At 60.2% G+C, this 22,732-nt stretch carries 25 protein-coding genes; 24 read left to right on the top strand and 1 reads right to left on the bottom strand.

Annotated features, from left to right (window positions below):
• Nucleotides 1-6: 6 nt before the first annotated feature.
• Both GUC32_RS18770 and GUC32_RS18765 read left to right on the top strand, forming a co-directional pair.
• Nucleotides 7-642 carry a DUF1007 family protein gene (locus GUC32_RS18770; protein WP_025303919.1) on the top strand — a complete coding sequence of 212 codons (636 nt, stop codon included), beginning with the start codon at nucleotides 7-9 and terminating at the stop codon, nucleotides 640-642.
• Nucleotides 633-1,655 (top strand): nickel/cobalt transporter, encoded by a 1,023-nt coding sequence (locus tag GUC32_RS18765; RefSeq protein WP_025303918.1) that lies wholly within the window; start codon nucleotides 633-635, stop codon nucleotides 1,653-1,655. Before GUC32_RS18770 ends, GUC32_RS18765 begins: the two co-directional genes overlap by 10 nt.
• A 56-nt stretch (nucleotides 1,656-1,711) precedes the next feature.
• Here the strand turns inward: GUC32_RS18765 and suhB are convergent, their stop codons facing one another.
• On the bottom strand, nucleotides 1,712-2,515 hold the full coding sequence (suhB, locus tag GUC32_RS18760; protein ID WP_025303917.1) for an inositol-1-monophosphatase: 804 nt from the start codon (nucleotides 2,513-2,515) through the stop codon (nucleotides 1,712-1,714).
• Nucleotides 2,516-2,634: 119 nt separating this feature from the next.
• Here suhB and trmJ point away from each other — a divergent pair, with 119 nt between their 5' ends.
• From trmJ to GUC32_RS18650, 22 genes are all read left to right on the top strand, one after another.
• Nucleotides 2,635-3,369 (top strand): tRNA (cytosine(32)/uridine(32)-2'-O)-methyltransferase TrmJ, encoded by a 735-nt coding sequence (gene trmJ / locus GUC32_RS18755; protein ID WP_025303916.1) that lies wholly within the window; start codon nucleotides 2,635-2,637, stop codon nucleotides 3,367-3,369.
• A 193-nt stretch (nucleotides 3,370-3,562) separates the two neighbouring features.
• Complete coding sequence (gene iscR, locus GUC32_RS18750) at nucleotides 3,563-4,057, top strand: Fe-S cluster assembly transcriptional regulator IscR (RefSeq protein WP_004941404.1); 495 nt, start codon at nucleotides 3,563-3,565, stop codon at nucleotides 4,055-4,057.
• A 54-nt stretch (nucleotides 4,058-4,111) separates the two neighbouring features.
• Nucleotides 4,112-5,326, top strand: coding sequence for an IscS subfamily cysteine desulfurase (locus GUC32_RS18745; RefSeq protein WP_369435377.1), 1,215 nt, complete (start codon nucleotides 4,112-4,114; stop codon nucleotides 5,324-5,326).
• A gap of 24 nt (nucleotides 5,327-5,350) precedes the next feature.
• On the top strand, nucleotides 5,351-5,737 hold the full coding sequence (iscU, locus tag GUC32_RS18740) for a Fe-S cluster assembly scaffold IscU (protein WP_004941408.1): 387 nt from the start codon (nucleotides 5,351-5,353) through the stop codon (nucleotides 5,735-5,737).
• Between the two features lie 54 nt (nucleotides 5,738-5,791).
• The gene (iscA, locus tag GUC32_RS18735) at nucleotides 5,792-6,115 is read left to right on the top strand and encodes an iron-sulfur cluster assembly protein IscA (protein ID WP_004941410.1); all 324 of its coding nucleotides are present in this window, start codon (nucleotides 5,792-5,794) and stop codon (nucleotides 6,113-6,115) included.
• Nucleotides 6,116-6,177: 62 nt separating this feature from the next.
• Nucleotides 6,178-6,699 carry a co-chaperone HscB gene (hscB, locus tag GUC32_RS18730; RefSeq protein ID WP_043138098.1) on the top strand — a complete coding sequence of 174 codons (522 nt, stop codon included), beginning with the start codon at nucleotides 6,178-6,180 and terminating at the stop codon, nucleotides 6,697-6,699.
• A gap of 32 nt (nucleotides 6,700-6,731) precedes the next feature.
• Nucleotides 6,732-8,582: a Fe-S protein assembly chaperone HscA gene (hscA, locus tag GUC32_RS18725; RefSeq protein ID WP_025303914.1), complete on the top strand. Its 1,851-nt coding sequence runs from the start codon at nucleotides 6,732-6,734 to the stop codon at nucleotides 8,580-8,582.
• A 2-nt stretch (nucleotides 8,583-8,584) separates the two neighbouring features.
• Nucleotides 8,585-8,920 (top strand): ISC system 2Fe-2S type ferredoxin, encoded by a 336-nt coding sequence (gene fdx, locus GUC32_RS18720; RefSeq protein ID WP_004941417.1) that lies wholly within the window; start codon nucleotides 8,585-8,587, stop codon nucleotides 8,918-8,920.
• Between the two features lie 32 nt (nucleotides 8,921-8,952).
• Nucleotides 8,953-9,153 carry a Fe-S cluster assembly protein IscX gene (iscX, locus tag GUC32_RS18715; protein WP_006327336.1) on the top strand — a complete coding sequence of 67 codons (201 nt, stop codon included), beginning with the start codon at nucleotides 8,953-8,955 and terminating at the stop codon, nucleotides 9,151-9,153.
• 83 nt (nucleotides 9,154-9,236) lie between these two features.
• On the top strand, nucleotides 9,237-10,532 hold the full coding sequence (gene pepB, locus GUC32_RS18710; protein WP_025303913.1) for an aminopeptidase PepB: 1,296 nt from the start codon (nucleotides 9,237-9,239) through the stop codon (nucleotides 10,530-10,532).
• Nucleotides 10,533-10,620: 88 nt separating this feature from the next.
• Nucleotides 10,621-11,451 carry an enhanced serine sensitivity protein SseB gene (gene sseB / locus GUC32_RS18705; RefSeq protein WP_346421435.1) on the top strand — a complete coding sequence of 277 codons (831 nt, stop codon included), beginning with the start codon at nucleotides 10,621-10,623 and terminating at the stop codon, nucleotides 11,449-11,451.
• Nucleotides 11,452-11,613: 162 nt separating this feature from the next.
• Nucleotides 11,614-12,039, top strand: a complete 426-nt coding sequence (gene ndk / locus GUC32_RS18700) for a nucleoside-diphosphate kinase (protein ID WP_004941424.1) — start codon at nucleotides 11,614-11,616, stop codon at nucleotides 12,037-12,039.
• A gap of 236 nt (nucleotides 12,040-12,275) precedes the next feature.
• Complete coding sequence (locus tag GUC32_RS18695; protein ID WP_004941426.1) at nucleotides 12,276-13,472, top strand: bifunctional tRNA (adenosine(37)-C2)-methyltransferase TrmG/ribosomal RNA large subunit methyltransferase RlmN; 1,197 nt, start codon at nucleotides 12,276-12,278, stop codon at nucleotides 13,470-13,472.
• A gap of 98 nt (nucleotides 13,473-13,570) precedes the next feature.
• Nucleotides 13,571-14,320, top strand: a complete 750-nt coding sequence (gene pilW / locus GUC32_RS18690) for a type IV pilus biogenesis/stability protein PilW (protein ID WP_049204938.1) — start codon at nucleotides 13,571-13,573, stop codon at nucleotides 14,318-14,320.
• The gene (rodZ, locus tag GUC32_RS18685; protein WP_049204899.1) at nucleotides 14,310-15,284 is read left to right on the top strand and encodes a cytoskeleton protein RodZ; all 975 of its coding nucleotides are present in this window, start codon (nucleotides 14,310-14,312) and stop codon (nucleotides 15,282-15,284) included. Before pilW ends, rodZ begins: the two co-directional genes overlap by 11 nt.
• Before the next feature lie 45 nt (nucleotides 15,285-15,329).
• The gene (gene ispG / locus GUC32_RS18680) at nucleotides 15,330-16,451 is read left to right on the top strand and encodes a flavodoxin-dependent (E)-4-hydroxy-3-methylbut-2-enyl-diphosphate synthase (RefSeq protein WP_016929756.1); all 1,122 of its coding nucleotides are present in this window, start codon (nucleotides 15,330-15,332) and stop codon (nucleotides 16,449-16,451) included.
• A gap of 139 nt (nucleotides 16,452-16,590) precedes the next feature.
• Nucleotides 16,591-17,865: a histidine--tRNA ligase gene (hisS, locus tag GUC32_RS18675; protein WP_025303909.1), complete on the top strand. Its 1,275-nt coding sequence runs from the start codon at nucleotides 16,591-16,593 to the stop codon at nucleotides 17,863-17,865.
• Nucleotides 17,866-17,878: 13 nt separating this feature from the next.
• Nucleotides 17,879-18,499, top strand: a complete 621-nt coding sequence (locus GUC32_RS18670; RefSeq protein WP_025303908.1) for a YfgM family protein — start codon at nucleotides 17,879-17,881, stop codon at nucleotides 18,497-18,499.
• A gap of 11 nt (nucleotides 18,500-18,510) precedes the next feature.
• Nucleotides 18,511-19,692, top strand: a complete 1,182-nt coding sequence (gene bamB / locus GUC32_RS18665) for an outer membrane protein assembly factor BamB (RefSeq protein ID WP_127146619.1) — start codon at nucleotides 18,511-18,513, stop codon at nucleotides 19,690-19,692.
• Nucleotides 19,693-19,947: 255 nt separating this feature from the next.
• Nucleotides 19,948-21,438, top strand: coding sequence for a ribosome biogenesis GTPase Der (gene der / locus GUC32_RS18660; protein WP_019452357.1), 1,491 nt, complete (start codon nucleotides 19,948-19,950; stop codon nucleotides 21,436-21,438).
• 99 nt (nucleotides 21,439-21,537) lie between these two features.
• The gene (locus GUC32_RS18655) at nucleotides 21,538-22,494 is read left to right on the top strand and encodes an AEC family transporter (protein ID WP_025303906.1); all 957 of its coding nucleotides are present in this window, start codon (nucleotides 21,538-21,540) and stop codon (nucleotides 22,492-22,494) included.
• Between the two features lie 12 nt (nucleotides 22,495-22,506).
• Nucleotides 22,507-22,728 carry a zinc ribbon domain-containing protein gene (locus GUC32_RS18650; protein ID WP_025303905.1) on the top strand — a complete coding sequence of 74 codons (222 nt, stop codon included), beginning with the start codon at nucleotides 22,507-22,509 and terminating at the stop codon, nucleotides 22,726-22,728.
• Nucleotides 22,729-22,732: the final 4 nt, after the last annotated feature.

The following is a 22,732-nucleotide window of genomic DNA, read 5'->3' as shown; positions in this document are numbered from 1 at the left end:
AGGATAATGATGAAGTTACGTCGACTTTTGGCTGCCTTTGGCGCCGTGTTCAGCGCCGGTGCGATCGCGCATCCGCACAGCTTTATCGACATGAATACCACCTTCGTCGCCAAAGACCAGCGGCTGGTTGGCCTGAAAATGGTGTGGGTGATGGATGAAATCACCTCGGCGGATCTGCTTTACGATGCGAAAAACGCCAAGAGCGATTCGGAAGTGTGGAAAAAGCTGGCGGCGGAAGTGATGGCCAACGTGCTGGGGCAGCACTATTTCACCGATCTTTACCGCGACGGCAAACCGGTGAAATACCTGAACTTGCCCAGCGAATATCACCTGTCGCGCCAGGGCAATCAGGCGGTGCTGGAGTTCGTGCTGCCGTTGGCCGAACCGCAGCCGCTGGCGGGCAAGCCGTTCGAACTTTCTACTTACGATCCGACTTATTTCGTGGATATGACCTATAAAGACCAAAATGCACTGCATCTGCCGCCGGAGATGGCGCCGCTGTGCAGCTACAAGCTGATGACGCCGCAGCCGAATGCGTCGCTGCAGGCCTATGCGCTGTCGCTCGACAAGAACGACTCGCCCGGCGAAGACCTGGCGCTGGGGCAACAGTTCGCCCAGCGGGTGACGCTGCAATGTCGTTAAATCTCTCGCAACCGACGACGAGCCGGCGTCACTGGGCCTTCGGCCTGTGGCCGCTGCTGCCGTTCACACTGGTGCTGGCGGCCGCCGCGCTGCTGGCGTGGCACTATTGGCCGCAGCTGCTGATGCAGAGCGTGGTGTGGCAAAAAGCGCTGCACCAGCAGATGGCGGGGCTGTTGCAGCAGGTGAAGGCCGCGCCGCAGCAGGCCGGGCTGGCGCTGATGCTGTTCAGCCTCGGCTATGGCGTCTTGCATGCGCTCGGCCCCGGCCACGGCAAAGTGGTGATCGCCACCTACCTGGCCACCCATCCGGCGCGGCTGAAAAGCAGCCTGAAGCTGACCTTCGCGGCTTCGCTGGTGCAGGGTGGGGTGGCGATCGCGCTGGTCACGCTGATGCTGGTGGTGTTACAGCTCTCTTCGCGCCAGCTGCACCAAAGCAGCTTCTGGCTGGAGAAGGGCAGCTTTATCCTGGTGATGCTGCTAGGCGTGCTGCTGAGTTGGCGCGCGCTGAAACGCCTGTTTGCGGCGATTAAGGCGATGCGCCCGGCGCCGGCGCTGCGCATCAACAGCCTGACGCCATTGGCGGCGGATCATGTTCACAGCGCCAATTGCGGCTGCGGCCACCGGCATCTGCCGAGCGACAGCGAGCTGCAGGCGGGAAGCGACTGGCGCACTCAGGCCGCCATCGTGCTGGCGATGGGCATGCGTCCCTGTTCGGGGGCGATTTTAGTGCTGCTGTTCTCCAAGGTGATCGGCGTGTTCGGTTGGGGAGTGATCTCCGCGCTGGCGATGGCGTTCGGCACCTCGTTGACCATCTCCATGCTGGCGCTGCTGGTGCATTACAGCCGCCGGCTGGCGGTGCGCCTCAGCCGTTCGCGCGCGCCCGCCGCCTGGAGCGCGGTGGCCTGGGGCTCGCTGGCGCTGGCCGGCGGTCTGATCCTGTTGGCCGCCGGGCTGTTGCTGTACGTCAGCGCGCAGCCGGAATTCGGCGGCGGCATCCGCCCCTTCTCCCGCTAACGGGCATAAAAAAAGCGCTGCATCGGCAGCGCTTTTTTTCGATTCGCTTCTGGCGATTAACGCTTCAGCGCTTCGCTCAGTTCTTCACGCATGGTGGCCAGCATGGCTTTCACCACGCGTGGGTTACCTGCGACCAGGTTACCTGAGCTGAAGTGGTTGTGGCCGCCGACGAAGTCGGTCACTAGGCCGCCGGCTTCACGCACCAGCAGCTCGCCCGCGGCGAAGTCCCACGGCTTCAGGCCGATCTCGAAGAAACCGTCTACGCGGCCGGCGGCCACATAGGCCAGATCCAGCGCGGCGGAACCGGTGCGACGGAAGTCTGCGCACTGGGTGAACAGCTTGCCGACGATGTTGATGTAAGGCGTTGCGTGCTGTTTGACTTTGAACGGGAAGCCGGTCGCCAGGATGGTGCCATCCAGATCTTTGGCGTTGGTACCGCGCAGGCGGTAGCCGTTGAGCTGAGCGCCCTGACCGCGAGTGGCGGTGAACAGTTCGTTGCGCATCGGATCGTAAACCACGGCCACTTCAGTACGGCCTTTGATGCGTACGGCGATGGAAACGGAGAAATGAGGGAAACGTTTGATGAAGTTTGCAGTGCCATCCAGTGGATCGATCACCCATTGCACATCGCGATCTTCGCCGATCAGCTCACCGCGTTCTTCGCTCACGATACTGTGTTGCGGATAAGACTTGCGGATGACGTCGATGATCAGATGCTCTGCATCGCGATCGACGTTGGTGACGAAGTCATTGGTCCCTTTCTGGCTCGCTTCTACAGCGTCCGGGGTTTCGTAGTTTTTGGCAATCAGGTTACCGGCCTTGCGCGCAGCGCGCACGGCGATAGTCAGCATCGGATGCATGGGTATCTTCCAACTAGGATGTTAAAGAACAGGAAACGGCGCGAAGTATAGCAGCTGTTCGGCAAATTGCCTACGGCTGTGTTAAGATGCTGCGATTTTCCGCCACGCTCAGAGTTTGTATGCTGCACAATATCCGCATTGTTCTGGTAGAGACTTCACATACCGGCAACATGGGCTCGACCGCCAGAGCCATGAAAACCATGGGGTTAACCAACCTTTATCTGGTTAATCCGCTGATCAAACCCGATTCTCAGGCCATCGCCCTGGCTGCCGGCGCCAGCGACGTGATCGGCAACGCCACCATCGTCGATACCCTCGATGACGCCATCGCCGGCTGTAGCTTGGTGGTGGGCACCAGCGCACGTTCTCGCACCTTGCCGTGGCCGATGCTGGAGCCGCGTGAATGCGGCGTGCGCGCGGTGCACGAGGGCGAGCACGCGCCGGTGGCGCTGGTGTTCGGCCGCGAACGCGTCGGGCTGACCAACGATGAATTGCAGAAGTGCCACTACCACGTCGCCATTCCGGCCAACCCGGACTACAGCTCGCTGAACCTGGCGATGGCGGTGCAGATCCTGGCGTATGAAGTGCGCGTGGCTTACCTCGATCGCCAACAGGCGGGCGCGCCGCAGCTGGAAGAGACGCCGTATCCGCTGGTGGATGACCTCGAGCGTTTTTATCAGCACCTGGAGCAGACGCTGCAGCGCACCGGCTTTATTCGCCCGTCCCATCCGGGCCAGGTGATGAGCCGCCTGCGCCGGCTGTTCACCCGCGCGCGCCCGGAAGGGCAGGAGCTGAATATCCTGCGCGGCATGCTGACGTCGATCGAGAAACAGGATAAACATCAAGGTAATTAATTGATGTGGCATAACGGTGGGCGACAATAGTATTAGTTATCCAAAGGTTATAACATGTATTTTATATACCTTTGTTCTTGCTAAGTTCAAAACGTGCTAATACTTGAGTTAATTACTAGGTTAAATAGTTGACTGTTTTACTCAGGAATGTCAGACTTTCGGCCATATTTGACCAACAGGTAACCATTGAGCTATGAGACTGACATCCAAAGGCCGTTATGCCGTAACCGCTATGCTTGACGTAGCGCTGCATTCCCAGGAAGGGCCGGTGCCACTGGCGGACATTTCCGAACGCCAGGGTATTTCGCTCTCTTATCTGGAACAATTATTCTCCCGTCTGCGCAAGAATGGCCTGGTGGCCAGCGTGCGCGGTCCGGGCGGTGGTTATCTGCTGGGTAAAGACGCGGGTGAGATCGCCGTTGGCGCTGTCATCACTGCCGTCGATGAATCGGTAGATGCAACCCGTTGCCAGGGCAAAGAAGGCTGTCAGGGCGGCGATCGCTGCTTGACCCACGCCCTGTGGCGCGATCTGAGCGAGCGCATCAGCGGGTTCCTGAACAACATTACGCTGGCAGAACTGGTCAATAACCAGGAAGTGCTGGTGGTGGCGGATCGTCAAAACAACGATACGCGCCGCACGGCCAACGGTCGTCCGCAAGAAACTATCAACGTTAATCTGCGCGCATAAGCAGCTGGCGAAATTATTTTAGTTTTTGGAAGTGATGTACGGAGCACAAGAGCAATGAAATTACCGATTTATCTGGATTACTCAGCAACGACGCCGGTTGACCCGCGCGTTGCTGAGAAGATGATGCAGTTTTTGACCCTGGACGGCACTTTCGGCAACCCGGCTTCCCGTTCCCACCGTTTCGGTTGGCAGGCGGAAGAGGCGGTAGACATCGCCCGTAACCAAATCGCCGAACTGGTGGGCGCCGACCCACGCGAAATCGTCTTCACCTCCGGGGCGACCGAATCCGACAACCTGGCGATTAAAGGCGCTGCCAATTTCTACCAGAAAAAAGGCAAGCACATCATCACCAGCAAAACCGAACACAAAGCCGTGCTGGACACCTGCCGTCAGCTGGAGCGCGAAGGGTTTGAAGTCACCTACCTGGCGCCACAGAGCAACGGTATCATCAGCCTGCAGGATCTCGAAGCGGCGCTGCGCGATGACACCATCCTGGTCTCCATCATGCACGTCAACAACGAAATCGGCGTGGTGCAGGATATCGAAGCGATCGGCGAAATGTGCCGTGCGCGCGGTATCATCTACCACGTTGACGCCACCCAGAGCGTGGGCAAACTGCCTATCGATCTGAGCAAGCTGAAAGTCGACCTGATGTCGTTCTCCGGCCACAAAATCTATGGTCCGAAAGGCATCGGCGCGCTGTACGTGCGTCGTAAGCCGCGCATCCGCATCGAAGCGCAGGTGCACGGCGGCGGTCACGAGCGCGGCATGCGTTCCGGTACCCTGCCTGTCCACCAGATCGTCGGCATGGGCGAAGCTTATCGCATCGCCAAAGAAGAGATGACCGAAGAGATGTCGCGTCTGCGCACCCTGCGCGATCGTCTGTGGAACGGCGTGAAAGATATGGAAGAAGTGTATCTGAACGGCGATCTGGAGCACGGCGCACCGAACATCCTGAACGTCAGCTTCAACTACGTTGAAGGCGAGTCGCTGATCATGGCGCTGAAAGACCTGGCCGTTTCTTCCGGTTCAGCCTGTACCTCCGCCAGCCTCGAGCCGTCCTACGTGCTGCGCGCGCTGGGCATGAGTGATGAATTGGCGCACAGCTCGATCCGTTTCTCCCTGGGGCGTTTCACCACGGAAGAAGAGATCGACTACACCATTCAACAGGTGCGTAAATCCATCGGCCGTCTGCGCGATCTGTCCCCACTGTGGGAGATGTTCAAGCAGGGCGTGGACATCAACAGCATCGAATGGGCGCATCATTAATTCTCAGGTTTCAGGAGCAAGGTCATGGCTTACAGCGAAAAAGTAATCGATCATTATGAAAACCCGCGTAACGTGGGTTCTTTCGACAACGAAGATCCTACCGTCGGCAGCGGCATGGTAGGGGCACCGGCTTGCGGCGACGTGATGAAGCTGCAAATCAAGGTTAACGATGAAGGCATCATCGAAGACGCGCGCTTTAAAACTTACGGCTGCGGTTCCGCCATCGCCTCCAGCTCGCTGGTGACCGAATGGATGAAAGGCAAGTCGCTCGATCAGGCTGAAGCGATCAAAAACACCCAGATCGCCGAAGAGCTGGAATTGCCGCCGGTCAAAATTCACTGCTCGATCCTGGCTGAAGACGCCATCAAAGCAGCGATTGCCGACTATAAGAGCAAGCATAGCGCCAAGTAATTTGTCTGAATCGGCCCGGCCGCGCCGGGCTTTGATGTGAAGTGTGAGGTTGTGATGTCTATTACCATGAGCGACAGCGCTGCGCAGCGTGTTCAGGCGTTTTTGACGAACCGCGGCAAGGGTCTCGGCCTGCGTCTGGGAGTGCGAACTTCCGGCTGCTCCGGGATGGCCTATGTGCTGGAATTTGTTGACGAAGCCAACGATGACGACATCGTGTTTGAAGACAAAGGCATCAAGGTGATCATCGACGGCAAGAGCCTGGTCTACCTTGACGGCACCGAGCTTGATTTCGTTAAGGAAGGCCTGAACGAAGGCTTCAAGTTCAACAACCCGAACGTCTCAAGCGAGTGCGGCTGCGGCGAGAGTTTCAACGTCTGACAGTCCATCGTGCTCCCCCGTTTCGGCGGGGGAACTTCATCCGCTAACGCCCAGAGCACGCTATGGATTACTTTACTTTATTCGGGCTGCCCGTTCGCTACACCGTGGACGGCAGCCTGCTTGCGTCCCGCTTCCAGGATCTGCAGCGCCAATTTCACCCCGATCGTTTCGCCAACCAGCCGGAGCGCGAACGCCTGATGGCGTTGCAGCAGGCGGCGACCATCAACGAAGCCTACCAGGCGCTGAAGCACCCGTTAAAACGCGCGGAGTATATGCTATCTTTGCACGGCTTCGATCTGGGCAACGAACAGCATACGATGCGCGACACCGCCTTTCTGATGGAACAGCTGGAGCTGCGCGAAGAGCTCGACGCCATTGAGCGCAAGCCGGAGGCGGAAAGCCTGCTGGCCGATTTCGGCGCGCGGCTGGCCACCTCCATCAAGCAGCGCAGCGCGCTGATGCTGCAGCAGTTGGACAGTGAACAGTGGGCGGATGCCGCCGACACCGTGCGCAAGCTGCGCTTTTTGGACAAACTCCAGCAACAGGTTGAACAACTCGAAGAAAAACTGCTGGGTTTTGAGTAACACCTTCTGATTCTGATTGTGGAAGCTTCAACATGGCCTTATTACAAATTAGTGAGCCTGGCCTCAGCGCCGCGCCGCACCAGCGACGCCTGGCCGCCGGCATCGACTTAGGCACCACCAACTCGCTGGTCGCCACGGTGCGCAGTGGGCAAGCGGAAACGCTGGCCGACGATCAGGGACGCCATTTGCTGCCTTCGGTGGTGCATTATCAGGCGGACGCGCAGCGCGTCGGCTGGGATGCGCGCCAACAGGCGGCGCAGGATCCGGCCAATACCGTCAGCTCCATCAAACGCATGATGGGCCGTTCGTTGGCGGACGTGCAGCAACGTTACCCGAACCTGCCGTATCAATTTCAGGCCAGCGACAACGGCCTGCCGCTGATCGTCACCGCCGCCGGCCCGGTTAACCCGGTTGGCGTCTCCGCCGATATCCTGCGGGCTCTGTCCGCGCGCGCGCAAGCGGCGCTGGAAGGCGAGCTGGATGGCGTGGTGATTACCGTTCCCGCTTACTTCGACGACGCGCAGCGCCAGGGCACCAAAGACGCGGCGCGTCTGGCCGGCCTGCACGTCCTGCGCCTGCTGAATGAACCGACCGCGGCGGCGATCGCCTACGGGCTGGATTCCGGCCAGGAAGGGGTGATCGCGGTTTACGATCTGGGCGGTGGCACCTTTGATATCTCCATTCTGCGCCTCAGCCGCGGCGTGTTCGAAGTGCTGGCCACCGGCGGCGATTCCGCGCTGGGCGGCGACGATTTCGATCACCTGCTGGCCGACTGGCTGCGCGAGCAGGCCGGCGTGGCCGATCGCAGCGATCACGGTGTGCAGCGCCAACTGCTGGACGCCGCCATCGCCGCCAAAATCGCGTTGAGCGATGCCGACAGCGTGTGCGTTGAGGTAGCCGGCTGGCAGGGCGAGGTGACCCGCGCCCAGTTCGAAGCGCTGATCGCTCCGCTGGTGAAACGTACGTTGATGGCCTGCCGCCGCGCGCTGAAAGATGCCGGCGTCGCCGCCGACGAGGTGCTGGAAGCGGTGATGGTCGGCGGTTCCACCCGCGTGCCGCTGGTGCGTGAGCAGGTGGGGGCCTTCTTCGGCCGCACGCCGCTGACGTCGATCGATCCGGATAAAGTGGTCGCCATCGGCGCCGCGATCCAGGCCGACATCCTGGTGGGCAACAAGCCGGACAGCGACATGCTGCTGCTGGACGTGATCCCGCTGTCGCTGGGCCTGGAAACCATGGGCGGTCTGGTGGAGAAAGTGATCCCGCGCAACACCACCATTCCGGTGGCGCGCGCGCAGGAGTTCACCACCTTTAAAGATGGCCAGAGCGCGATGATGATCCACGTGCTGCAGGGCGAGCGCGAGCTGGTGCAGGATTGCCGTTCGCTGGCGCGCTTCACGCTGCGCGGCCTGCCGCCGCTGCCTGCCGGTGGCGCGCACATTCGCGTCACCTTCCAGGTGGATGCCGATGGTCTGCTGAGCGTCACCGCGATGGAGAAATCCACCGGCGTTGAAGCCTCGATCCAGGTCAAGCCGTCATACGGTCTGTCGGACAGCGAAATCGCCGGCATGATCAAGGATTCGATGGCCAACGCGCAAAGCGACGTGGGCGCGCGCAAGCTGGCGGAGCAACGCGTGGAAGCCGCGCGGGTGCTGGAAAGCCTGCAGGGTGCGCTGGCCACCGACGCCGCGCTGCTGAGCGAGGCGGAAAGCCAGGCGATCGCCGCCGCGACCCAGGCGTTGCAGCAGGCGGCGCAGGGTGAAGATCCCGCCGCTATCGAAGACGCCATCAAAACATTAGATGCACAAACGCAAGATTTTGCCGCGCGCCGCATGGACGCCTCCATTCGCCGCGCGCTGGCTGGCCATTCTGTGGATGAGGTTTAACCATGCCTAAAATTGTTTTCCTGCCCCATCAAGACCTTTGCCCGGAAGGGGCGGTTCTGGAAGCCGAAAAAGGGGAGTCGATCCTCAACGTTGCGCTGCGCAACGGCATTGAAATCGAGCACGCCTGCGAGAAATCCTGCGCCTGCACCACCTGCCACTGCATCGTGCGCGAAGGCTTCGATTCGCTGGAAGAGAGCAGCGAGCTGGAAGACGACATGCTGGACAAAGCCTGGGGGCTGGAGCCGGAAAGCCGTCTGAGCTGCCAGGCGCTGGTCGCCGACGAAGATCTGGTGGTCGAAATGCCGCGCTACACCGTCAACCACGCGCGTGAGCATTAATTGTTAGCCGCAGCGTCAACCCGGAGATCATAATGGGACTGAAGTGGACCGACAGCCGTGAAATCGGCGAAGCCCTGTACGACCAATACCCGGACACCGATCCGAAAACCGTGCGTTTTACCGACATGCATCAGTGGATCTGCGATCTCGAAGAGTTCGACGACGATCCGCAGGCTTCCAACGAAAAAATACTGGAAGCGATCCTGCTGGTCTGGTTAGATGAAGCGGAGTAAATAGCGTAACGGGCTGCCATGGGCGGCCCGTTTATTTTGTATCCGACAAGATTAATAAAAGAATAATCCGGAGTAAGAAGGCTATGACAACAGAATTCATGCAGGTCACGCTGTCGCAACAACCTGCCGACGCCCGCTGGGGCGAGAAAGCGCTGCTGAGCACCAACGGCGAAGGGATGACCATCCACCTGACCGGGGCCGACAAGCTGGGCGCGATCCAGCGCGCGGGCCGCAAAATTGATGGCCAGGGCATCAAAAACGTCAAGCTGGCCGGCGACGGTTGGGATTTGGAAAACAGCTGGGCGTTCTGGCAAGGCTATCGCGGGCCGAAAGGGCAGCGCAACGTCGAATGGGCTGAACTGCCGGAAGCCGCGCGTCAGGAGCTGGATAAGCGCCTGAAGATCGTTGACTGGGTGCGTGACACCATCAACATGCCGGCGGAAGAGCTGGGGCCGGAGCAACTGGCGACCCGCGCTGTCGATTTGATGTGCGACGTCGGCTGCGATGCCGTCAGCTACCGTATCACCAAGGGCGAAGATCTGCGCGAGCAGAACTATGCTGGCATCCACACCGTCGGCCGCGGTTCCGAACGCCCGCCGGTGCTGCTGGCGCTGGACTTCAACCCGACCGGTAACCCGGACGCGCCGGTGTTCGCTTGCCTGGTCGGCAAGGGCATCACCTTCGATACCGGCGGTTATAGCCTGAAACAGAGCGCCTTTATGGATTCGATGAAGGCTGACATGGGCGGTGCGGCCACCATCACCGGCGCCCTGGCGCTGGCGGCGGCGCGCGGCCTGAAGCAGCGCGTGAAGCTGTACCTGTGCTGCGCCGACAACATGGTCAGCGGCAACGCCTTCAAACTGGGTGACATCATTCGCTACCGCAACGGCAAAACCGTTGAGGTGATGAACACCGATGCGGAAGGGCGCCTGGTGCTGGCCGACGGCCTGATCGACGCTTCTGAGCAGAATCCGCAGCTGATTATCGACTGCGCCACCCTGACCGGCGCGGCCAAAACCGCAGTGGGCAACGACTACCACGCCCTGTTCAGCTTCGACGATGCGCTGGCGCAGGAATTGTTGAGCAGCGCCGCCGCCGAGCAAGAGCCGTTCTGGCGTCTGCCGCTGGCCGAGTTCCACCGTAGCCAGCTGCCGTCCAACTTCGCCGAGCTGAACAACGTAGCCGGCCCGGCCTACACCGCCGGCGCCAGCACCGCGGCGGCCTTCCTGTCGCACTTCGTCAAGAATTACCAACAGGGCTGGCTGCACATCGACTGCTCCGCCACCTACCGCAAAGGCGCGGTGGATCAGTGGTCGGCCGGCGCGACCGGTTTGGGCGTGCGTACCCTGGCCAACCTGCTGCTGAGCAAAGCCAAATAATTGAACGCCCGCCGCGTCGGGCGCTAGAATGCGCATTATCTTCGGGGCCCAGCATGCTGGGCCTCGCTATTTGATCCTGGAGTTTGCCATGAGTTCCCATCATCACGATGCCGCCCCGAGCGAGAACGAACTTGAACGCCTGCTGAAGCTGGCGGTGACGGAGCCGGCCCACCGCCCGGCGTTCTTCCGTGAACTGCTCGAGGCCACGGTGCTGATCCTCGGCGACAGCGAACAGGTGCAGCAGGACGGCGACATCACGCTGAACGCGGATACGCCGGTCAATATCCAGCATTGGGAAAAGCAGGACGGCGGCAGCATCATTCCGTTCTTCACCTCGCTGGAAGCACTGCAGAAGGCCGTTGAGGACGAACAGCCGTTCATCGCCATGCCGGCGCGGGTGCTGTTCGAAATCACCCAGGGCGCGGATCTGTTCCTCAACCCGAAGGCGGAGTACGGCAAAGAGTTCTATCCGGAAGAGGTGGCGATGCTGCTGGCGACCGGCGGCGTCGTCAAACCGGTGGAGCATTACGTCGATAAAGAGACCCAGATCCTGCTGGGGCAGCCCGAGGAATATCCGTCGGCGATGGTGGATGCGTTGACCACGCTGTTCAGCCAGCGCAAACCGGTGCGCCGCGCGTTTCTGGCGCTGATGCACGACCAGGCGGCGGACGAGAAGCCGAATCTGCTGGTCGGGCTGGAAGTGGACGCCGAGCCGGCGGAGATCGAGGCGTTGATCAACGAGGCCGGCAGCGTCGCCAGCGAAACGGCGCCGAACGACGAACCGGTGGATTTCTGCCTGGTGTCGGAGAACGAGCGCGGCATCAGCCACTATCTGATCGCCCATACGCAGCCGTTTTACCAGCGCCGCTGGGGCAGCTGGCTGCGCAATTTGATCCCGTCTACCGACAAGACCCAGTAGCGCCGCCGCGTGGTCGAAAATGCCCCATGAAGATCATATTTTTTTAATGAAATGTTGATTTTCCCGTAGGCAAGCGTTAACGGCGCACATATAATCTGCGCCACTTGAGAAGGCCGGCAACATTGCAGACCGGCCTGTTTTGGAAGTCATACAGAGGCCATCATGACCGTAGAACGTACCTTTTCCATCGTTAAACCAAACGCAGTAGCCAACAACGACATCGGCGCTATCTACGCGCGTTTCGAGCGCGCCGGTTTCAAAATCATCGCCGCTAAAATGCTGCGTCTGACTCGCGAACAAGCTGAAGGCTTCTACGCTGAGCACAAAGGCCGCCCATTCTTCGACGGTCTGGTTGAGTTCATGACCTCCGGCCCGATCATGGTGCAGGTTCTGGAATCTGAAAACGCCGTGCAGCGCAACCGCGACATCATGGGCGCAACCAACCCGGACAACGCACTGGCCGGCACCCTGCGCGCCGACTACGCGGACAGCTTCACCGCTAACGCCGTTCACGGTTCCGACTCCGTTGAATCCGCACAGCGCGAAATCGCTTACTTCTTCAACGAAAGCGAAATCTGCGCACGTTAATCGTGCATTTCTGAGCTGATAGCCAGGCATTCACCGGCTGAAACAATAAAAATGCCCTGAATGCCTTTCAGCCGTAGCCACCCGCTACTAAAATTTGTACAATGCCGCGCCCCTGATAAGACGACTTGTCAGGGGCGTGTTTTTAGTGCCGCCACCCGAATCATGCGGGCTGAAATGCACAACTTACTGTCCATTCTTTAGCGCCATAACGTGTAATAACGAGGCCAGAGATCATTATGTTAGAACCCATCACGTCCGAGCACACCGTGTCTGAAAATAATTCGCTGACTACCCCCTCCGTTAACGTGGAGCAACCGGCTGCGGCCAAAATCAACCTGCTGGATCTGAACCGCCAGCAAATGCGCGAGTTCTTCGCCGAAATGGGCGAGAAGCCGTTCCGCGCCGATCAGGTGATGAAGTGGATTTACCACTACTGCTGCGACGATTTCGAGCAGATGACCGACATCAACAAAGTCCTGCGCGGCAAGCTGCAGCGCGTGGCGGAAATCCGCGCGCCGGAAGTGGCGGAAGAACAGCGTTCGGCCGACGGCACCATCAAGTGGGCGATTAAAGTCGGCGACCAGCAGGTCGAAACCGTGTACATCCCGGAAGCCGACCGCGCGACGCTGTGCGTCTCCTCGCAGGTAGGCTGCGCGCTGGAGTGCAAATTCTGTTCGACGGCGCAGCAGGGCTTCAACCGCAACCTGCGCGTGTCGGAAATCATTGGCCAGGTGTGGCGCGCGGCGAAAATCATCGGTGCGCTGAAGGTGACCGGCCAACGTCCGATCACCAACGTGGTGATGATGGGCATGGGCGAGCCGCTGCTCAACCTGAACAACGTGGTGCCGGCGATGGAAATCATGCTGGACGACTTCGGCTTTGGCCTGTCCAAACGCCGCGTGACCCTGTCTACTTCTGGCGTAGTGCCAGCGCTGGACAAGCTGGGCGACATGATCGACGTGGCGCTGGCGATCTCGCTGCACGCGCCGAACGACACCATCCGCGATGAGATCGTGCCGATCAACCGCAAATACAACATCGAGACCTTCCTGTCCGCAGTGCGTCGCTATCTGGAGAAATCCAACGCCAACCAGGGCCGCGTGACCGTCGAGTACGTGATGTTGGATCATATCAACGACAGCACCGACGATGCGCATCAGCTGGCGGAAGTGCTGAAAGACACGCCGTGCAAGATTAACCTGATCCCATGGAACCCGTTCCCGGGCGCCCCCTACGGCCGCAGCTCCAACAGCCGGGTGGATCGTTTCTCCAAGGTGTTGATGGAATACGGCTTTACGACTATTGTTCGTAAAACCCGTGGTGACGATATCGACGCCGCCTGCGGGCAACTGGCGGGTGAAGTGATCGACCGTACCAAGCGTACCCTGAAGAAGAAAATGGCCGGGGAACCTATCAACGTACGGGCGGTCTGAATCCTATAGCACCATTTTTTGTTATCTAACAGCCTGTTATGCGCAAGCATGTCGCTGGCGGGCGTTAGCTGACGGCCGATAAGGAAATGAATGCGGGCATGAAGCTGAAACTGTGGGGTATGTGGCTGGCGGCCGGGTTGTTGGCCGGGTGTTCCGGTTCAGCGCCGGAAAAGGAAGCACAAGTCTCTGAGGCGGGCCAGACGCGGTTGCAACTGGGCCTGGAGTACCTGCAGCAAGGCGACATGGACGCCGCGCGCCAGAACCTGGAAAAGGCGCTGGACGCGGCTCCGCAGGATTACCGCACGCAGTTGGGCATGGCGCTCTACGCGCAGCGGAACGGTGAAAACGCCGAGGCCGAACAGCGTTATCGGCAAGCGCTCAAACTTGCGCCGGGCAATGGCACCGTATTGAATAATTACGGTGCGTTTCTTTGCGGTTTAGGGCAGTATGTACCGGCGCAACAGCAGTTTAGCGCTGCGGCGCTGGTGCCCGATTATGGCCAGGTCGCCGACAGCCTGGAAAACGCAGGTTACTGTTTTCTCAAGGCCGGACAAAACGATGAGGCGCGCACGCTGTTGAGCCGCGCGCTAAAAGTCGATCCGGACAAAGGCACTCCGCTGTTGGCGGAGGCCGAAAAGCAATTTGGAGAAGGGAAGCGCGCCCAGTCGCAACTTTTATTGGATGTTTATCAGCATGTTCTGCCGGCCAGCGCCAGCAGCTTATGGTTACAGATTCGTTTCGCCGCGTCAGCCGGCCGCCAGGATAGCGTTCAACGCTATGGCAAGCAGCTAGCGCGAAGTTTTCCACAATCCAAACAGTACCAGCAGTTCTTAGCTAATGAATACTGAAGCCTCCCAAGATAAAACCGTATCCATGACGACGGGCCAGCGCCTGCGTCAGGCCCGTGAGCAACTCGGGCTGAGCCAACAGACCGTTGCAGAACGCCTGTGTCTCAAAATGTCCACCGTGCGCGATATCGAGGAAGACAGCGTGTCTGCTGACCTCGCGTCCACCTTCGTGCGCGGCTACATCCGTTCCTACGCCAAGCTGGTGCATTTGCCGGAAGACGAACTGCTGCCGATGCTGGCCAAGCAGGCGCCGTTGAAGATGGCGAAAGTGGCGCCGATGCAAAGCTTCTCGCTGGGCAAGCGCCGCAAGAAACGCGACGGCTGGCTGATGAGCTTCACCTGGCTTATCGTGTTCGTGGTGATCGGCCTGACCGGCGCCTGGTGGTGGCAAAACCACAAGGCGCAGCAGGAAGAGATCGCCACCATGGCCGATCAATCCTCGGCGCAGCTTTCACAGAATAACGAAGGGCAGTCCGTGCCGCTGACCGACGGCAATGCCGACGCCGGCACCAACGTGCCGTTGACCGACAACAGCGCCGCGCCGGCTGATACCGGCGCAGCGGCTCAGACGCCTGCGGCGACCGCCCAGGCGCCGAGCGCGGCCCAGCAGCAGCCTGCCGTGGTGTCGCCAAGCCAGACAACCCTGCCGGAAACCGCGCCGGCGGCACAAGCGCCGCTGCCGACCGCCGATGCGGGCGTGGCTGCGCCGGCGGCCGATCCGAACGCGCTGGTGATGGATTTCTCCGCCGACTGCTGGCTGCAGGTGACCGACGCGAGCGGTAAAACGCTGTTCAGCGGCACCCAGAAGCAAGGTGGCAAGCTGAACCTGACCGGCACTGCGCCGTATAAACTGACCATCGGCGCGCCGGCGGCAGTTCAGATCCAGTATCAGGGTAAACCGGTTGATTTAAGCCGGTTCGTTAAGTCAAACCGTGTTGCTCGCCTGACCGTCGCCGCGCAGTAATCGCGCGGCTGGTCGTGATGTCAGAGCAGCAATGGAGAGTAAGTAATGCATAACCAAGCGCCCATCAACCGTCGAAAATCTACACGCATTTACGTCGGCAAGGTGCCTATTGGTGATGGCGCGCCGATTGCCGTGCAGTCGATGACCAACACCCGTACCACCGATGTTGAAGCAACGGTTAATCAGATCAAAGCGCTGGAGCGCGTGGGCGTCGACATCGTCCGCGTTTCGGTTCCTACCATGGACGCCGCCGAGGCGTTCAAACTGATCAAGCAGCAGGTCAACGTGCCGCTGGTCGCCGATATCCACTTCGATTATCGCATCGCGCTGCAGGTTGCCGAATATGGCGTAGACTGCCTGCGCATCAACCCGGGCAACATCGGCAACGAATCGCGCATTCGCTCGGTGGTGGACTGCGCCCGCGACAAGAACATCCCGATTCGTATCGGCGTCAACGGCGGCTCGCTGGAGAAAGACCTGCAGGAAAAGTACGGCGAACCTACGCCGGAAGCGCTGTTGGAATCCGCCATGCGCCACGTGGACATCCTCGATCGTCTCAACTTCGACCAGTTCAAGGTCAGCGTCAAGGCGTCGGACGTGTTCCTGGCGGTGCAATCCTACCGTCTGCTGGCGTCGCGCATCGATCAGCCGCTGCATCTGGGCATCACCGAAGCCGGCGGCGCGCGCAGCGGGTCGGTCAAATCGGCCATCGGCCTGGGCATGCTGCTGTCTGAAGGCATCGGCGATACCCTGCGCATCTCGCTGGCGGCGGATCCGGTTGAAGAAGTGAAGGTCGGTTTCGACATTCTGAAGTCGCTGCGCATCCGCGCGCGCGGCATCAACTTCATCGCCTGCCCGACCTGTTCGCGTCAGGAGTTCGATGTGATTGGTACGGTGAACGCGCTGGAGCAGCGCCTGGAAGACATCATCACGCCGATGGACGTCTCGATCATCGGTTGCGTGGTGAATGGCCCGGGCGAAGCGCTGGTGTCCACCATGGGTGTGACCGGCGGCCACAAGAAGAGCGGCTTCTATGAAGACGGCGTGCGCCAGAAAGAGCGTTTCGACAACGAACAGATGATCGACCAGCTGGAAGCGAAAATTCGCGCTAAGGCCGCGATGATGGACGAAAGCAACCGCATCACGGTCAACCTGCTGGAAAAATAAGCGTTATCGCTACACGGCGGGCCAGTTGGCCCGCTTGTTTATGAGCCTGAAGGGCAGAAAACCGCATCCGCGTTGAATACCGGGCGGCAAAGTCCCTATAATCGGGTTCATTTTTACAGACAACGGACAGAGAACTCACGTGGCAAAGAACATTCAAGCCATTCGCGGCATGAACGACTACCTGCCGGAAGAAACGGCATTATGGCAGCGTATTGAAGGCACCCTCAAGCAGGTGCTGGGCGGCTACGGTTACAGCGAAATCCGGTTGCCGATTGTAGAGCAGACCCCGTTATTCAAACGCGCGATCGGCGAAGTGACCGACGTCGTGGAAAAAGAGATGTATACCTTCGAAGACCGCAACGGCGAAAGCCTGACGCTGCGTCCGGAAGGGACGGCCGGCTGCGTGCGCGCCGGCATCGAACATGGTCTGCTGTACAATCAGGAACAGCGTCTGTGGTACATCGGCCCGATGTTCCGCTACGAGCGCCCGCAGAAGGGCCGCTATCGCCAGTTCCATCAGCTGGGCGCAGAAGTGTTCGGCCTGCAAGGCCCGGATATCGACGCCGAGTTGATCCTGCTGACCGCCCGCTGGTGGAAAGCGCTGGGCATCGCCGAGCACGTCAAGCTGGAGCTGAACTCCATCGGTTCGCTGGAGGCGCGCGCCAACTACCGCGACGCGCTGGTGGCGTTCCTGGAGCAGCACGTCGAGGTGCTGGACGAAGACTGCAAACGCCGCATGTACAGCAACCCGCTGCGCGTGCTGGACTCCAAGAATCCTGAGGTGCAGGCGCTGTTGAACGATGCGCCGCGCCTGTCCGAGTACCTGGATGAAGAATCCCGTGCTCACTTCGCCGGTCTGTGTGAACTTTTGGCGCAGGCAGGTATCCCATATACCGTTAACGAGCGCCTGGTGCGCGGTCTGGATTACTACAACCGCACCGTGTTTGAGTGGGTGACCACCAGCCTGGGCGCGCAGGGCACCGTCTGCGCGGGCGGCCGTTACGACGGCCTGGTCGAGCAATTGGGCGGCCGCGCCACCCCGGCGGTCGGTTTCGCCATGGGCCTCGAGCGTCTGGTGTTGCTGGTGCAGGCGGTCAACCCGGAATTCAAGGCGCCGTCGGCTATCGACGTATACGTCATCTCTTCCGGCGCGGGCACCCAGAGCGCGGCGATGCAGCTGGCTGAACAGGTGCGCGACGCGGCGCCGCAGCTGAAGCTGATGACCAATTACGGCGGCGGCAACTTCAAGAAACAGATCACCCGTGCGGACAAATGGGGCGCGCGCATCGCGCTGATCCTGGGTGAGAGCGAAGTGGCGGCGCAGCAGGTGGTGGTGAAAGACCTGCGCAGTGGTGAACAAGAAACGCTGGCGCAAAGCGAAGTCGCTGCGCGTCTGGCTTTGATGTTAGGTTAAGGAGAAGGACACCGTGGAAGTCTATACCACTGAAAACGAACAAGTCGACGCACTGCGTCGGTTCTTTGTCGAGAACGGCAAAGCGCTGGCGGTGGGCGTGGTGCTCGGAATTGGTGCCCTGGTTGGCTGGCGTTACTGGCAGAGCCATGAAAACTCCAACATGATGGCGGCATCGCAATCCTATCAGGAAGCCAGCGATCGTCTGGCGGCCGGCAAGCCGGATGACGTGGCTGCCGCAGAGAAATTTGTCCAGGCTAACGGCAACAGCTACGGCGTACTGGCCGCGCTGCAGTTGGCCAAGCACTTTGTCGAACAGAATGATTTCGCCAAGGCGGAACAGCAGCTGGTGCTGGCGCAGGGCCAGACCAAAGACGACAACCTGTTGGCGATGATCGACCTGCGTCTGGCGCGTGTCCAGCTGCAGGAGAAAAAGCTGGATGAAGCGCTGAAAACGCTGGATGGCGTGAAAGGCGAAGGCTGGGCGGCGATGATGCAGGATGTGCGCGGCGATGTATTGCTGGCCAAGGGCGACGCCAAGGGCGCGCGCGAAGCTTACAGCAAAGGCATTGAGTCCAATGCTTCTCAGGCGCTGCAGGTTCTGCTGCGCATGAAATTGAATAACTTGTCCAGCTAAGGGGAATTCCCATGCAATTGCGTAAAACACTCTTGGTCGGACTGGTTTCCGCTGCCTTGCTGAGTGGTTGCTCGCTGTTTAACAGCGAAGAAGACGTGGTTACCATGTCGCCGTTGCCGAAAGTTGAAAATCAGTTCACGCCGAGCAAGGCGTGGAGTACCTCGGTGGGCGACGGCATCGGTGAGTATTACTCCCACCTGCGTCCGGCCTATCAGGACAGCACCATTTACGCCGCCGATCGCTTTGGCATCGTGAAAGCGATGGACGCCGACAGCGGCAACGAGAAGTGGAAGGTCAACCTCTCCGAGAAGACCGGCTTCTTCTCCAGCAACCTGTCTGCGCTGCTGTCGGGCGGCCTGACGGTTGCGGGCGACAAGGTTTACGTCGGCAGCGAAAAAGCGGTGGTTTACGCATTGAACACCGCCGACGGCGCCATCGCCTGGCAGACCAAAGTGGCCGGCGAAGCGATTTCACGTCCGGTTATCAGCGACGGCATGGTGTTGGTGCACACCTCCAACGGCATGCTGCAGGCGCTGAACGAAGCCGACGGCGCGGTGAAGTGGACGGTTAACCTGGACATGCCTTCGCTGTCGCTGCGCGGTGAATCCGCGCCGGCCGTCGCCTTTGGCGCCGCCATCGTCGGCGGTGACAACGGCCGCGTCAGCGCCGTGCTGATGCAGCAGGGCCAACTGATCTGGCAACAGCGTATTTCTCAGCCGAGCGGCGCGACCGAAATCGATCGCCTGAACGACGTGGACACCACGCCGGTAATCGTTGACGGCGTGGTCTACGCGCTGGGTTACAACGGCAACCTGACGGCGCTGGATCTGCGTTCCGGTCAGATCATCTGGAAACGCGAGCTGGGTTCGGTGAATGATTTCATCGTCGACGCGGGCCGCATCTACCTGATCGACCAGAACGATCGCGTAGTCGCGCTCAGCACCGAAGGCGGCGTGACTGTGTGGACGCAGAGCGATCTGCTGCACCGCAACCTGACGCCACCGGTGATGTATAATGGTTATCTGGTGACCGGTGACGCCGAAGGCTATCTGCACTGGATCAACACCACCGATGGCCGTTTTGTCGCCCAGCAGGAAGTGGACAGCTCCGGCTTCCTGTCTGCGCCGATGGTGGCCAGCGACAAGCTGGTCATCCAGGCTCGCGGTGGGAAAGTTTACGCTTTCACCCGCTAACGCCGCTCGTCGTGACCCTTCTTGCGCCCGAAAGATTTCGGGTTGCAGCCAGGCGGCAAGCGCATGAGTCCTCGGGAGCTTAGTGAGCTAAGTGACCGAAGCGAAGGTGCGCAGACAACGCCGCTGTGGCGCGAAAGATGAAGGGGAAAACGGCTCCTGAATGTTCAGGGGCCGTTTCGTATTTTATAAGCTGCACCGCTGGTGTCTATCCACAGTGCAGTAACGCATTGATTATTAAGTAATGAGGCTTCAACAATGATACCTGTCGTCGCGCTGGTCGGGCGCCCGAATGTGGGTAAATCCACCTTGTTCAACCGTTTAACCCATACGCGCGATGCGCTGGTGGCGGATTTCCCGGGGCTGACGCGTGACCGCAAGTATGGTCGTGCTGAAATCGAAGGCAATGAATTCATCATCGTCGATACCGGCGGTATCGACGGCACCGAAGACGGCGTTGAAACGCGCATGGCCGGTCAGTCGCTGCTGGCGATCGAAGAAGCGGACATCGTGCTGTTCATGGTCGACGCCCGCGCAGGCCTGATGCCGGCGGATCAGGGCATCGCCCAGCACCTGCGTAGCCGCCAGAAGGCGACCTTCCTGGTGGCCAACAAGACCGACGGCCTGGATCCGGACACCGCCACCGCCGATTTCTACTCGCTCGGCCTGGGTGAAGTGTTCGCTATCGCCGCTTCTCACGGCCGCGGTGTGACCCAGCTGATTGAACACGTGCTGGTGCCGTTCGTGCCGGAAAAACCGGAAGACGTCGAGCTGACCGAGGAAGAGGCCAATGCCGCTTACTGGGCCGAGCAAAACGGTGAAACGCTGGAAGGCGAAGAAGACGAAGAGCCGGAAGAAGAGTTCAACCCGCAGGACCTGCCGATCAAGCTGGCGATCGTCGGTCGTCCGAACGTTGGTAAGTCTACGCTGACTAACCGCATCCTCGGCGAGGAGCGCGTGGTGGTGTATGACATGCCGGGCACCACCCGCGACAGCATCTACATTCCGATGGTGCGCGACGAACGCGAATATGTGCTGATCGACACCGCCGGGGTGCGTAAACGCGGCAAGGTGACCGAAACCGTCGAGAAATTCTCGGTGATCAAGACCCTGCAGGCGATTGAAGACGCCAACGTGGTGCTGCTGGTGATCGACGCGCGTGAAGGCATCTCCGATCAGGATCTCTCGCTGCTCGGCTTTATCCTCAACAGTGGGCGCTCACTGGTGATTGCGGTCAACAAGTGGGACGGCATGAGCGAAGAAGATCGCGAGCACGTGAAAGAGATGCTCGATCTGCGTCTGGGCTTCGTCGACTTCGCGCGCGTGCACTTTATTTCCGCCCTGCACGGCAGCGGTGTCGGCAACCTGTTCGAATCGGTACAGGAAGCCTACGAGTGCGCAACCCGTCGCGTAAACACCTCGATGCTGACCAAAATCATGCAGATGGCGGTTGACGATCACCAGCCGCCGTTGGTGCGTGGCCGCCGCGTGAAGCTGAAATATGCCCACGCCGGCGGTTACAACCCGCCGATCGTGGTGATCCACGGCAACCAGGTCAGCGATCTGGCCGATTCGTACAAGCGCTATCTGATGAACTACTTCCGCCGCTCGCTGAACGTGATGGGGACGCCGATCCGCATCCAGTTCAAAGAGGGTGACAACCCGTTCGCCGGCAAACGCAACCTGCTGACGCCGACCCAGATGCGTAAGCGCAAGCGCCTGATGAGCCACCTGAAAAAGAGCAAGTAATTGCCCATGAGGGGCGCGGCAGTGATGCCGCGCCCCTTTTTTATTGGCCCGAAATCGTTTTATTATCTGAAGATTACCTCGCCTGCCTGAAGGAACACCATGTCCTGGGAAACCTGGAGTTTTGCGTTCAACGTCACCGTGCCGAATCTGCTGATGATGCTGCTGGGGATCCTGCTACGCCATTGGCGCCTGATGGATGACCGCTTTGTCGACGGCGCGACCCGCCTGGTGTTCAATCTGGCGCTGCCATGCCTGCTGTTTTTCAGCATCGCCACCAACCACCCGCAGCTGCTCGGCAACCTGCCGCTGGTGCTGTTCGGCGCGGTCGGCACGCTGGCGACCTTCCTGCTCTTGGAGCTGGCGGCCAAGTGGCTGGTGAAAGAACCGCGTGAGCGCGGGGTGTTCGTGCAGGGCGGTTTCCGCGCCAATACCGCCATCGTCGGCCTGGCCTACGCCATGACCGCCTATGGCAGCGAAGGGATTGCGCTCGCCTCGCTGTACCTGACGGTGACGGTGATCCTGTTCAACATACTGTCGGTTATCACCCTCACGCGCAGCCTACAGGGTGGGCAGGGCAAGAAAATCAGCCACCTGTCGCTGCTGCGCAGCATCGTTACCAACCCGCTGATCATCGGCCTGGTGTGCGGGCTGCTGTATGCGCAAACCGGGCTGGGCATCCCGACCGTGATCCGCCAGACCGGCAGCTATATCTCCGCGCTGTCGCTGCCGTTGGCGCTGCTGTGCACCGGCGCCAGCCTGGATTTTCGCGCCATGTTCCGCTCGTCCAACGTGGCGGCGCTGTCGTCGGCGGCCAAGCTGTTTCTGGTGCCGTTCCTGATGACGCTGGCCGGCTGGCTGTGCGGGTTTCAGGGGGCGGCGCTGGGCATTATCTTCCTGTTTTCCGCCACGCCGACCGCTTCGGGCAGTTATGTGATGACGCGCGCCATGGGCGGCAACGCCACGCTGGCGGCCAACATTATCGCCATCACCACCGTCGGTTCGTTCTTCACCACCGCGTTGGGCATCTATTTCTTGCGCTCATGGGGTGCGATTTAATCTGGAGTCGTTATGGAAGCGCACTGTCCGCACTGCCGTCAGACCATGAAGTGGGTAGCGGGTCATTACCATTGTGAAGCCTGCCTCTGCGATTATCGGCAGCTGGCGAGCTGCCCGGAGTGCGGGCAGCCGCTGCAAGAATTGAAAGCCTGCGGGGCGGTGGATTACCTGTGCCAGAACGGGCACGGGCTGATCTCCAAAAAACGGGTGAATTTCAGCTATCAGCCGCTGTAAGCCC

Source organism: Serratia sp. NGAS9, from assembly GCF_009905295.1.
Classification (GTDB): Bacteria; Pseudomonadota; Gammaproteobacteria; order Enterobacterales; family Enterobacteriaceae; genus Serratia; species Serratia bockelmannii.
This window is presented reverse-complemented; position numbering and strand designations above follow the sequence as displayed.

Excerpts from the sequence above, each read along its gene's own strand:
- GUC32_RS18770 (WP_025303919.1), top strand. The coding sequence starts at position 7 with ATGATGAAGTTACGTCGACTTTTGGCTGCCTTTGGCGCCGTGTTCAGC.
- GUC32_RS18765 (WP_025303918.1), top strand. The coding sequence starts at position 633 with ATGTCGTTAAATCTCTCGCAACCGACGACGAGCCGGCGTCACTGGGCC.
- suhB (WP_025303917.1), bottom strand. The coding sequence starts at position 2,515 with ATGCATCCGATGCTGACTATCGCCGTGCGCGCTGCGCGCAAGGCCGGT.
- trmJ (WP_025303916.1), top strand. The coding sequence starts at position 2,635 with ATGCTGCACAATATCCGCATTGTTCTGGTAGAGACTTCACATACCGGC.
- iscR (WP_004941404.1), top strand. The coding sequence starts at position 3,563 with ATGAGACTGACATCCAAAGGCCGTTATGCCGTAACCGCTATGCTTGAC.
- GUC32_RS18745 (WP_369435377.1), top strand. The coding sequence starts at position 4,112 with ATGAAATTACCGATTTATCTGGATTACTCAGCAACGACGCCGGTTGAC.
- iscU (WP_004941408.1), top strand. The coding sequence starts at position 5,351 with ATGGCTTACAGCGAAAAAGTAATCGATCATTATGAAAACCCGCGTAAC.
- iscA (WP_004941410.1), top strand. The coding sequence starts at position 5,792 with ATGTCTATTACCATGAGCGACAGCGCTGCGCAGCGTGTTCAGGCGTTT.
- hscB (WP_043138098.1), top strand. The coding sequence starts at position 6,178 with ATGGATTACTTTACTTTATTCGGGCTGCCCGTTCGCTACACCGTGGAC.
- hscA (WP_025303914.1), top strand. The coding sequence starts at position 6,732 with ATGGCCTTATTACAAATTAGTGAGCCTGGCCTCAGCGCCGCGCCGCAC.
- fdx (WP_004941417.1), top strand. The coding sequence starts at position 8,585 with ATGCCTAAAATTGTTTTCCTGCCCCATCAAGACCTTTGCCCGGAAGGG.
- iscX (WP_006327336.1), top strand. The coding sequence starts at position 8,953 with ATGGGACTGAAGTGGACCGACAGCCGTGAAATCGGCGAAGCCCTGTAC.
- pepB (WP_025303913.1), top strand. The coding sequence starts at position 9,237 with ATGACAACAGAATTCATGCAGGTCACGCTGTCGCAACAACCTGCCGAC.
- sseB (WP_346421435.1), top strand. The coding sequence starts at position 10,621 with ATGAGTTCCCATCATCACGATGCCGCCCCGAGCGAGAACGAACTTGAA.
- ndk (WP_004941424.1), top strand. The coding sequence starts at position 11,614 with ATGACCGTAGAACGTACCTTTTCCATCGTTAAACCAAACGCAGTAGCC.
- GUC32_RS18695 (WP_004941426.1), top strand. The coding sequence starts at position 12,276 with ATGTTAGAACCCATCACGTCCGAGCACACCGTGTCTGAAAATAATTCG.
- pilW (WP_049204938.1), top strand. The coding sequence starts at position 13,571 with ATGAAGCTGAAACTGTGGGGTATGTGGCTGGCGGCCGGGTTGTTGGCC.
- rodZ (WP_049204899.1), top strand. The coding sequence starts at position 14,310 with ATGAATACTGAAGCCTCCCAAGATAAAACCGTATCCATGACGACGGGC.
- ispG (WP_016929756.1), top strand. The coding sequence starts at position 15,330 with ATGCATAACCAAGCGCCCATCAACCGTCGAAAATCTACACGCATTTAC.
- bamB (WP_127146619.1), top strand. The coding sequence starts at position 18,511 with ATGCAATTGCGTAAAACACTCTTGGTCGGACTGGTTTCCGCTGCCTTG.
- der (WP_019452357.1), top strand. The coding sequence starts at position 19,948 with ATGATACCTGTCGTCGCGCTGGTCGGGCGCCCGAATGTGGGTAAATCC.
- GUC32_RS18655 (WP_025303906.1), top strand. The coding sequence starts at position 21,538 with ATGTCCTGGGAAACCTGGAGTTTTGCGTTCAACGTCACCGTGCCGAAT.
- GUC32_RS18650 (WP_025303905.1), top strand. The coding sequence starts at position 22,507 with ATGGAAGCGCACTGTCCGCACTGCCGTCAGACCATGAAGTGGGTAGCG.